At 63.2% G+C, this 9651-nt stretch carries 11 protein-coding genes; 7 read left to right on the plus strand and 4 right to left on the minus strand.

Going from position 1 to position 9651, the window contains the following annotated elements; translation table 11 throughout:
* Positions 1–78: 78 nt before the first annotated feature.
* The 4 genes from Q2941_RS48845 to petA form a co-directional block, all read right to left on the minus strand.
* Positions 79–504, minus strand: a complete 426-nt coding sequence (locus Q2941_RS48845; RefSeq protein ID WP_458197146.1) for a hypothetical protein — start codon at positions 502–504, stop codon at positions 79–81.
* A 115-nt stretch (positions 505–619) separates the two neighbouring features.
* Positions 620–1294, minus strand: coding sequence for a dienelactone hydrolase family protein (locus Q2941_RS48850; RefSeq protein WP_254107912.1), 675 nt, complete (start codon positions 1292–1294; stop codon positions 620–622).
* Between the two features lie 277 nt (positions 1295–1571).
* Positions 1572–3635 carry a cytochrome b/c1 gene (fbcH, locus tag Q2941_RS48855; RefSeq protein ID WP_458197147.1) on the minus strand — a complete coding sequence of 688 codons (2064 nt, stop codon included), beginning with the start codon at positions 3633–3635 and terminating at the stop codon, positions 1572–1574.
* Between the two features lie 63 nt (positions 3636–3698).
* Positions 3699–4229, minus strand: coding sequence for a ubiquinol-cytochrome c reductase iron-sulfur subunit (petA, locus tag Q2941_RS48860; RefSeq protein WP_254107914.1), 531 nt, complete (start codon positions 4227–4229; stop codon positions 3699–3701).
* 280 nt (positions 4230–4509) lie between these two features.
* Between petA and Q2941_RS48865 the strand changes: the two genes are divergently transcribed.
* From Q2941_RS48865 to Q2941_RS48895, 7 genes are all read left to right on the plus strand, one after another.
* The gene (locus Q2941_RS48865) at positions 4510–4962 is read left to right on the plus strand and encodes a tRNA (cytidine(34)-2'-O)-methyltransferase (RefSeq protein WP_027522834.1); all 453 of its coding nucleotides are present in this window, start codon (positions 4510–4512) and stop codon (positions 4960–4962) included.
* Positions 4963–4982: 20 nt separating this feature from the next.
* The gene (queE, locus tag Q2941_RS48870; protein WP_027522833.1) at positions 4983–5615 is read left to right on the plus strand and encodes a 7-carboxy-7-deazaguanine synthase; all 633 of its coding nucleotides are present in this window, start codon (positions 4983–4985) and stop codon (positions 5613–5615) included.
* Between the two features lie 31 nt (positions 5616–5646).
* Positions 5647–6012, plus strand: coding sequence for a 6-pyruvoyl trahydropterin synthase family protein (locus Q2941_RS48875; RefSeq protein WP_027522832.1), 366 nt, complete (start codon positions 5647–5649; stop codon positions 6010–6012).
* Positions 6013–6149: 137 nt separating this feature from the next.
* Positions 6150–7037: an oxygen-dependent coproporphyrinogen oxidase gene (gene hemF / locus Q2941_RS48880; protein WP_458197148.1), complete on the plus strand. Its 888-nt coding sequence runs from the start codon at positions 6150–6152 to the stop codon at positions 7035–7037.
* Entirely contained in the window at positions 7028–7765 is a 738-nt protein-coding gene (locus Q2941_RS48885; protein WP_458197149.1) for an HAD family hydrolase, read from the plus strand. Before hemF ends, Q2941_RS48885 begins: the two co-directional genes overlap by 10 nt.
* Positions 7766–8026: 261 nt before the next feature.
* Positions 8027–8971, plus strand: a complete 945-nt coding sequence (locus Q2941_RS48890; RefSeq protein ID WP_156944273.1) for a hypothetical protein — start codon at positions 8027–8029, stop codon at positions 8969–8971.
* Between the two features lie 104 nt (positions 8972–9075).
* On the plus strand, positions 9076–9303 hold the full coding sequence (locus Q2941_RS48895) for a DUF2158 domain-containing protein (RefSeq protein WP_254107921.1): 228 nt from the start codon (positions 9076–9078) through the stop codon (positions 9301–9303).
* The last annotated feature ends 348 nt before the right edge of the window (positions 9304–9651 follow it).

Here is a 9651-nt window from a genome sequence, read left to right on the forward strand (position 1 = left end):
GCGCACCAAACAGCGCCGTAGCGAGCGCGGCTTGCGGGGCAGGAACGCCTCTCGGGAGCCCGTTACCCCATCTACGGATCAATACGCGCCGACGTCATATCCGATTGCCCTGAATCCGGTGTCGGGGACATAGCGGAATTCGAAGGTGAATTCGGAATTCGTGTCGTGCCAGGTCAGTGCGCAGTGGCCATCAGGCAGCGACAGGAGCTTTGCGGTGTGCAGATGCTTGCGCATGGCGGGCGTGAACAGCGCGTCGTAGCGTTGCAGGAATTCGGCCTCGCTCTTGACCGGGCCGCTCTGAACGTCGTGCTTGCCTTCCGCCGACCAGTACTCGACGGGGAAGGAGATCAGCTTGACGATGCGGTTCTTGTCGTTCGCATTCGCCGCGCCTTCGAAGTCAGTCCGGAATGCCCCGAATTCCGGCCCGTTGCACGCGGGATCCTTGGCCCAACAAGGCGCCGCAAGGCCGGTCACGAACAATGATGCGATCAGGAAGGCTTTCATATGGGATGCTCGGCGCCAATGTGTTGGCTCCGGCGCAGCAGAGTGCCTGACCGCGCCAGAGCGGCCGCCCGACACCGGGCGGCCTGTCTTGTGTCGCATCAGCGCGCCGCTGCGTTCATCCCAGATGCTTCTTGAAGAACTCCGTGGCACGGCCCCAGGCGAGCTCGGCGGCTTCGCGGTCATGCACGGCCTGCCGCTGCTCGTTGACGAAGGCGTGCTCGGCGTCATAGCGGAACAGCTCCAGCGGCTTGCCGGCGGCCTTCATGGCCTTTTCGAAACCACCGACGAGCTCCGGCGTGCACCAATCGTCCTTGTTGGCGAAATGCGCCTGGAGCGGGATCTTGACGTCGGCGGGCTTGGCGGCCTGCTCCGGCGGGATGCCGTAGAACACGACGCCGGCTGCAAGCTCCGGGATCTTGGTGGCGCCGATGATGGTCACGGCACCGCCGAGGCAAAAGCCGGTCAGGCCGACCTTGGCGCTGTTGCGCGAAAGATATTGCGCAGCGCCGCGCACGGTCTGCGTGGTGGCGTCCATGAAGTCCAGCGAGTTCATCTCGCGATTGGCCGCATCGGTGTCGTGATAGGGCACCACCTTGCCCTTGTAGAGGTCTGGCGCGAGCGCATCGAAGCCGGCGAGCGCAAAGCGGTCACACAGTCCCTTGATCTGGTCCGACAGCCCCCACCATTCCTGGATAACGACCACACCCGGCGCGTTGCCGCGCGCGGCATTGGCGAGATAGCCCGACGCATCCTTGCCGTCCGGACGCTTGAAGGTGATGACGGTGCCCATGCTTTCCTCCGACGAGTTTCAGGGGTCGTTACGGGTATTTTGGCGGGTGCGGGCACGATAGGCAATCGCTTCAAGCAACACAGTCTCGTGCCCCGGATGCAATGCAGTGCGCCGCCCTTCGCGGCGTGGTGCATTGCTGATCCGGGGCCCAGCCGTGGATACGCTGGGTCCCGGCTCTGCGCAGCAGCGTTGCACGCTGCAGCGCGTCCGGGACGCGAACGCAGCCAACAAAAAAGCCCCCTTGTGGGGGCTTTTCCATTTCTATGGCTATACGGCCTCAGTGCGCGTCGGCCCAGACCTTCTTCTTGGTGAAGTACATCAATCCCGCGAAGATGATCAGGAACACGAACACCTGGAAGCCGAGCTGCTTGCGCGCTTCCATGTGGGGCTCTGCGGCCCACATCAGGAACGTCGTGACGTCCTTGGCATATTGCGCGACCGTAGTCGGCGAGCCATCGTCATAGGTGACCTGGCCATCGCTCAGCGGCTTCGGCATCTTGATGGCGTGGCCCGGGAAGTATTTGTTGAAGTAGGAGCCTTCCGGAATGGTCACGCCCTCCGGCACCTTGTCCTCAAAGCCCTGGAGCATCGCAGCGACGTAGTCCGGGCCCTGCTCCTGGTACTGGGTGAAGAAGTCGAAGATGAACCAAGGGAAGCCGCGCTCATAGGACCGTGCCTTGGTGATCAGCGACAGGTCGGGCGGCGCAGCACCGCCGTTCGCCGCGCGAGCCGCCTGCTCGTTCGGGAAGGGCGAGGGGAAGTAATCCGCCGGGCGGCCCGGGCGCTCGAACATCTCGCCCTGGTCGTTCGGGCCGTCCTTGACCTTGTACTCGGAGGCAAAGGCCGATGCCTGCGCGACGGAATAGCCGGGTCCGCCGGCTTCCGCGAGGTTGCGGAAGGCGATGTAGGACAGGCCGTGGCAGTTGGCGCAGACCTCCTTGTAGACCTTCAAGCCGCGTTGCAACGCGCCGCGGTCAAACTTGCCGAAAGGGCCTGAAAACGACCATTTCTGCGCTGGCGGCTTGTCCGTGCCTTCGGCGGCGCGGGCATCCTGCAATGTACCGGCAAACAGCGCGCCGGCCGCGACGAGTGCGACGACGACAGAGGCCGCAACCTTTCGACCATTCGCCAGGACCGACTCGGAGATCGAGTTCGGCACCGGCCGCGGGGTCTCGATGCGGGAGAGCAGCGGCAGCACGATCAGGAAGTAGGCGAAGTAGCAGACCGTCAGGACGCGGCCGGCAATCACGTAGAAGCCTTCCGGCGGCTGCGCGCCGAGATAGCCGAGCAGGATGCAGACCACGACGAAGATCCAGAAGAACTGCTTGGCCAGCGGACGGTACTTCGTGGATCTGGTCTTGGCGCTGTCGAGCCAGGGCAGGAAGGCGAGCACGATGATCGCCGAGAACATCGCGATGACGCCGGCGAGCTTGTTCGGGATCGAGCGCAGGATCGCGTAGAACGGCAGGTAGTACCATTCGGGCACGATGTGCGGCGGCGTCACACCGGGGTTCGCCGGGATGTAGTTGTCGGCGTCGCCGAGATAGTTCGGCATGTAGAAGATGAACCACGAATAGAGGAGCAGGAAGCAGGACACGCCGAAGAGGTCCTTGATCGTTGCATGCGGCGTGAACGGTACTGTGTCCTTTTCCGTCTTCGGCTCGACGCCGTCAGGATTGTTCTGGCCGGCGACGTGGAGCGCCCAGACGTGCAGGACGACGACGCCAGCGATCAGGAACGGCAGCAGGTAGTGCAGCGAGAAGAAGCGGTTCAGCGTCGGGTTGCCGACGGAATAGCCGCCCCACAAGAGCGTCACGATGCTCTCGCCGACATAGGGAAAGGCTGAGAACAGGTTGGTGATGACGGTGGCGCCCCAGAAGCTCATCTGGCCCCACGGCAGCACGTAGCCCATGAAGCCGGTCGCCATCATCAGCAGATAGATGATGACGCCGAGGATCCACAGCACTTCGCGCGGCTCCTTGTACGACCCGTAATAGAGGCCGCGGAACATGTGGACGTAGACGGCGAAGAAGAACATCGACGCGCCGACCGCATGCATATTGCGCAGCAGCCAGCCGTAATTGACGTCGCGCACGATCAGCTCGACCGACTTGAAGGCGAGATCGGCATACGGCGTGTAGTGCATCGCCAGGATGACGCCGGTCAGGATCTGGATCCCGAGCATGAAGGACAGGATGGCGCCGAAGGTCCACCAGTAGTTCAGGTTACGCGGCGTCGGATAGGCGACGAACGAGGAGTGCATAAGACCAAAGATCGGCAGGCGCCGCTCGATCCACTTCAGTGCCGGATTGCTCGGCTGGTAGTCGGATGGTCCGCTCATGATGCGATCCTGAGGAATTTTGACGCAATGGCTCAAGGCTCCGGGCTTTTCAGCCCGGATAGCTCAGCCGATCTGGATTTTGGTGTCGGAGACGAACTGATAGGGCGGCACCGGCAGGTTAGCGGGTGCGGGCCCCTGGCGGATACGCCCCGAGGAATCGTACTGCGATCCGTGACACGGGCAGAAGAAGCCGTCGTAATTGCCCTCATGCGCGATCGGGATGCAGCCGAGATGGGTGCAGATGCCGATCACGACCAGCCACTGCTCGTGCCCGGCCTTGACCCGCGCCTCGTCGGATTGCGGATCGGGCAGGCTCGCGACGTTGACTGCGCGCGCCTCTTCGATCTGCTTCTTGGTGCGGTGGCTGATGTAGATCGGCTTGCCGCGCCAGAACACCTTGATGTCCTGGCCCTCGGCGACCGGGGTCAGATCGACCTCGATCGGCGCGCCGGCGGCGATCGTCGAGGCGTCCGGATTCATCTGGGAAATGAACGGCCAGAGCGTCGCAACGCCCCCCACTGCCGCTGCTGCCCCCGTTGCAACGAAAAGGAAATCACGGCGTGTCGGATGGTCCGCCGAAGACGCTGTCGTCACGATTCCAACCCTTTCTTCTTATGCGACCGGCGGAACCGCCCCAGGGGGCGCCCAAAGGTCCCCAGAACAGGCTGCCGGCGCCCGCGGCCCCCCGCGGCGGCAGAACTTTGCTTGATCCGCGACAAAACGAGCGAAACAGCAGTCCAGAATCGTTCTATTGGCACCCTTGCCGGGCGAGCGCAAGCCCGCTATCGGCGCCGAAGCGTGCAATGCACGAATTCCGCGGCAGGCGATGTTTTATTGAGACATTTCCGGCCCGCAACCAGCCCCGTCCACGCCCATGCAGATAGCGCTTTTCCAGCCCGACATCCCCCAGAACACCGGCACGATTCTCAGGCTCTGCGCCTGTCTGGACATGGCCGCCCATATCATCGAGCCGGCAGGTTTTCCCGTCTCCGACCGCTTGTTCCGCCGGGCGGGAATGGACTATCTGGACCAGGTCAGCGTGACCCGTCACGACTCCTGGTCGAAATTTCAGGCATGGCGCACGGAACAAGGGTACCGGCTGCTGCTGTTCACGACCAAAGGCGCGACCAACTACCTTGATTTTCGCTACCAGCCGTCGGACATCCTGCTGCTCGGGCGCGAGAGCGCGGGGGTCACCGACGAGGTGGTCGCGGCCGCGGATGCGCGGCTCGTCATCCCGATCAAGCCGGGGCTGCGCTCGCTCAATGTGGCGATGACCGCGGCGATGGCTGCAGGCGAAGCGCTGCGGCAGGTCCGCAACCTCTAGGCCATTTTAAGGAGAGCATGGTGAGTTACGCGGTCAAGGAGATCTTCCTGACCCTGCAAGGTGAAGGCGCCCATGCCGGGCGCGCTTCCGTGTTCTGCCGTTTTGCCGGCTGCAACCTCTGGAGCGGCCGCGAGGCCGACCGCGCCGGTGCCACCTGCCAGTTCTGCGACACGGATTTCGTCGGCACCGATGGCACGCTGGGCGGACGCTACGCCACCGCGGAGGACCTTGCGGCGACGATCGCCGCGCAATGGACGGGAACCGGCAGTAACCGTTATGTCGTGCTGACCGGTGGCGAGCCGCTCTTGCAGGTAGACGCCCCGCTGGTCGATGCGCTACACGCGAACGGCTTCGAGATCGGGGTCGAGACCAACGGTACGATCCTCCCGCCCGATGGCCTCGACTGGATCTGTGTCAGTCCAAAAGCGGGAAGCGACCTCGTCGTGCGGCGGGGTCACGAGCTGAAGCTGGTCTATCCGCAAGCGCAGGCGCTGCCGGAAGCTTTCGAAGGCCTCGCCTTCGAGCGGTTCTCGCTGCAACCGATGGACGGACCTGAGGTGGCCGAGAACACCGCGCGCGCCATCGACTATTGCCTGCGCCACCCGCAATGGCGGCTCAGCGTGCAAACACACAAGACGCTCGGCATCAGGTAGCCTGGCATCAGACAGGATTGACGTTCACAAGATGTGGGAATTGACCAAATCATTCCGCTTCGAGGCGGCGCACTCGCTGTCGGGAACGACCTTCGGCGCGGCGAGCGAAGAGATTCACGGCCACTCCTTCCGCGCCGAGGTGAGCTTGCGCGGCACGCCGGATCCCGTGACCGGCATGGTGGTCGATCTCGGCCTCCTCCAGCGCGCGATCGAGGACGTGCGGCTGACGCTGGACCACAAGTTCCTCAACAAGATCGAGGCGCTGGGCATCCCGACGCTTGAAAATCTCTCGCGCTTCGTCTGGGAGCGCCTTGAGCATCTCGGCGGACTGACCCGCGTCAGCATCCATCGCGACAGTTGCAACGAGAGCTGCACCTATTACGGTCCGCAAGGCTAAATTCGTAGGGTGGGCAAAGCGACGCGTGCCCACCTCTTCGGCGACCGCAATGGCGGTTGCAGAAGTGGTGGGCACGGCGCAAACGCGCCTTTGCCTACCCTACGCGACACTCCGCTTGGCTAGCGACGGGAATGCAGATGGACGTTTCGACGATTGAAGATCGCAAGACGCGTGCACGGACCTGGTTTGAGTCCCTGCGCGACGACATCTGCGCAAGCTTCGAGCGGCTCGAGGATGACGCGCCGCAGGCGCTCTATCCCGGTGCGGCCGGCCGCTTCGTGCGCACGCCCTGGCAGCGCACCGACCACACCGGCGCGCCCGGCGGCGGCGGCGTAATGTCGATGATGTACGGCCGCCTGTTCGAGAAGGTCGGTGTGCACTGCTCGACGGTGCATGGCGAGTTCGCGCCAGAGTTTCGCGCGCAGATCCCGGGCGCGGCGGACGATCCGCGGTTCTGGGCGTCGGGCATCTCGCTGATCGCGCATATGCGCAATCCGAACGTGCCCGCCGTGCACATGAACACGCGCTTCGTCGTCACGACGAAAGCCTGGTTCGGCGGCGGCGCCGATCTGACGCCCGTGCTCGACCGGCGGCGCACGCAGGAGGATGCGGACACGATCGCCTTCCACGGTGCGATGCGGGAAGCCTGCACCGGGCCGAACGGCGTCGCCGACTACGACAAGTACAAGACATGGTGCGACGAGTATTTCTATCTGCCACACCGGAAAGAAGCCCGCGGCATCGGCGGCATCTTCTACGACTGGCATGACAGCGGCGACTGGGAAGCCGATCTCGCCTTCACCCAGGACGTCGGCCGCGCCTTCCTGAAGATCTATCCGGAACTCGTGCGGCGCAATTTCGCGACCGCCTGGACGCCTGCCGATCGCGAGGAGCAGTTGGTCCGGCGCGGACGCTATGTCGAGTTCAACCTGCTCTACGACCGCGGCACCATCTTCGGGCTCAAGACCGGTGGCAATGTGGATTCGATCCTGTCCTCGCTGCCGCCGGAAGTGAAATGGCCATGACCGCGATGAAACCCCTCCCCCGCGCCATGCTGATCGACATGGATGACACCATCCTGTCGGCCTATGGCCGTCCCGAGATCGCCTGGAACACGATCGCAACCGAGTTCGCGGCCGAACTTGCACCGCTGCCGCCGGAGCAGGTCGCTGCAGCCGTGCTGACGTTTGCACGGAATTTCTGGGCCAATGCGGAAGCCGCCTGGCGGCTCAAGCTCGGCGAGGCGCGGCGGCTGACGGTGAAGGGCGGCTTCGCGGCGCTCGCCGCAAGCGGGCACCGCGCCCTGCCCGACGATCTCGCCATTCGCCTGGCCGACCGCTTCACCACCTATCGCGAGGAGGAGATGTTCGTCTTCCCCGGCGCGCATGAGGCCATCGACCGGCTGAAGGCGCTTGGGGTCAAGCTCGCGCTGGTGACGAATGGCGCCGCCGACATGCAGCGCTCCAAGGTCGAGCGTTTCGAGTTGACCCACCGCTTCGACCACATCCAGATCGAGGGCGAGCATGGTTTCGGCAAGCCCGAGGAGCGCGCCTATCTGCACGCGATGGACACGCTCGGCGTCAGCGCCGGGGATACCTGGATGATCGGCGACAATCTGGAATGGGAAGTCGTGACACCGCAGCGCCTCGGCATCTACGCGGTCTGGATGGACGTGCATGGCGAGGGCTTGCCTGCGGGATCGCCGATCAAGCCCGACCGCATCATCCGCTCGCTGACCGAGCTGTTGCCCTGACCGGTTGGATGACGGTCCCGCGGACGGGCGGCGGCGATTTCACCGTGCCGTGATGTATGACCTAGCTCACAGTGCAAGGAGCGGCAATCGGAGATCGTATCGGCTCGGTTCCTGACCGAACACCCTTGGAGGTCACCGGTGTCCCAGGACGATGCAGCCAAGCCAGGCTCTGACGCGAAAGCGCCTCCGCCATCCGAACCGCCACTATCGTGGCTGGAGAAATTCGATCGCGGATTTACGCTCTTCAAAAGCCTCTCGCTGGTGACGATGCTGGGCAGCCTCCTCGTCGGCTCCTTCCAGTATCTGAACTCCTATCAGGATAAGGTGAGCGCCCAGGCCAAGGAAAACATGCTGGCTGCGGCGAAGACGTTCGACGATATCTCGACGAAATTCTCCCTGGTGCAGGCGCTGCAACAGCAGCTGTTCTCTGATTATTCGGCTGCGCTCGACGATCGCGCCGACGCCAACGAACGGATCCTTGCCGTCAAGAACGCTCAGGACGTTCTCAAGGTCTACGAAACGGCCCAGCTGGCGTTGTTTGAAACCGGCGATCTGCTGGCACGAAACGCAGAGATATACATCGACTGGGCTTCGAACTTCAAAGGCGATCCGGAAGTACGGCTGACCCCAAACAGTGACCCGCTCGACCAATCCCTGCTTCGCGCCTATGACTTCGATTGCGATCACCACTTGCCGCAATTCACGCCCACGAATGGCAGCGCGTCGACCACCCCTCGCATAACTGCCGAGGATGCCTGTTCGATCGATGCCCGATACAATTGGGACCCGGCATATTCGTATGTCGATGTTTGCCCGAAGAACCGGGAAAAGGCGGGAACGAACGATTCCGTCGCGATTCACTGGTTCAGCGCGAAGCATCAGGTGCTGGTGATGCACTATTGTCTCCGCAACCTGCACGAAAGACTGGCGCCGGTGCGCTACTGGGCCTCGCAACCCGAGGCGAAGTCCGCGAGCAAGGCTTCACTCCAGGTCGACCGCGACCGCCTTCAGACCGCGATCGACCTTCAAGCCAAGCGCCTCAATGCCTTTATGAGCCTCGCGACCTTCCAGATGGACGGGATTCGCGAGAGCTATCGCCCGGACAGCTTTGCCTGCCATGTGCCGGTCGTCACAACCGTGGTGGGCTTTTTCAACGATGCATGCACCCCGATCAAGACGACGCCGATCATCGTCGCCAGGCGCTGATTCGGCATCACCTTGCGATCGACCGATCGCAGCCGTCCGTGATCGCCCTGTCATGACGGCTTGCTAGCGTCGAGCCCGTGTCGATCAACACGGAGAAGAAATCCATGGAACTGAAAGCCGGCGATGTCGTGATGCTGAAATCCGGCGGCCAGCCGCTGACCGTCGTCGATGTCAAGGAGGAGGACGTGCTCTGCCTCTGGATGGGCATGGAAGGCAATCTGTTTCGCGAGACGCTGCCGCTCGCCGTACTCGAACAGGCCGGGCCCGAAGAGGACGAAGACGACGAGGATGAGGAAGAGGACGAAGAGGAAGACGACGAGGACGAGGAATAGGCACACCCAATCGCGGTCCAGGAGAACGCCACCTGGACCGCGACGTTCCGAAAAGCGCGATCAGATCGGGTTCAGCCTCGGACTTTCGCCCGGTCCGGCAAAAACCCCGAAAACAACCCCATGCAAAGTAGCCGGCGACGGTCGACGCGACGCCTTGCGGACGACGTGACGCTTTGCGGATTTTGCGAAATTGCTTCACGCGTCGGGCAAATCAGGGGCAAGATGCCATCATTGCAAAATTTGGGATGACCGACCCCAATCTCGTCATGCCTTAGGTGTGGCCTGTCAGGAGGTTGTCCATCTGGTCTGAACCGAGGAAGCTGAGGTTGCGAAGCTTCAGTGTTCCAA

Source organism: Bradyrhizobium sp. UFLA05-153 (assembly GCF_054185185.1).

Coding starts and splice junctions, on each gene's coding strand:
- Q2941_RS48845 (WP_458197146.1), bottom strand. CDS start 504: ATGAAAGCCTTCCTGATCGCATCATTGTTCGTGACCGGCCTTGCGGCG.
- Q2941_RS48850 (WP_254107912.1), bottom strand. CDS start 1,294: ATGGGCACCGTCATCACCTTCAAGCGTCCGGACGGCAAGGATGCGTCG.
- fbcH (WP_458197147.1), bottom strand. CDS start 3,635: ATGAGCGGACCATCCGACTACCAGCCGAGCAATCCGGCACTGAAGTGG.
- Q2941_RS48865 (WP_027522834.1), top strand. CDS start 4,510: ATGCAGATAGCGCTTTTCCAGCCCGACATCCCCCAGAACACCGGCACG.
- Q2941_RS48875 (WP_027522832.1), top strand. CDS start 5,647: ATGTGGGAATTGACCAAATCATTCCGCTTCGAGGCGGCGCACTCGCTG.
- hemF (WP_458197148.1), top strand. CDS start 6,150: ATGGACGTTTCGACGATTGAAGATCGCAAGACGCGTGCACGGACCTGG.
- Q2941_RS48885 (WP_458197149.1), top strand. CDS start 7,028: ATGGCCATGACCGCGATGAAACCCCTCCCCCGCGCCATGCTGATCGAC.
- Q2941_RS48895 (WP_254107921.1), top strand. CDS start 9,076: ATGGAACTGAAAGCCGGCGATGTCGTGATGCTGAAATCCGGCGGCCAG.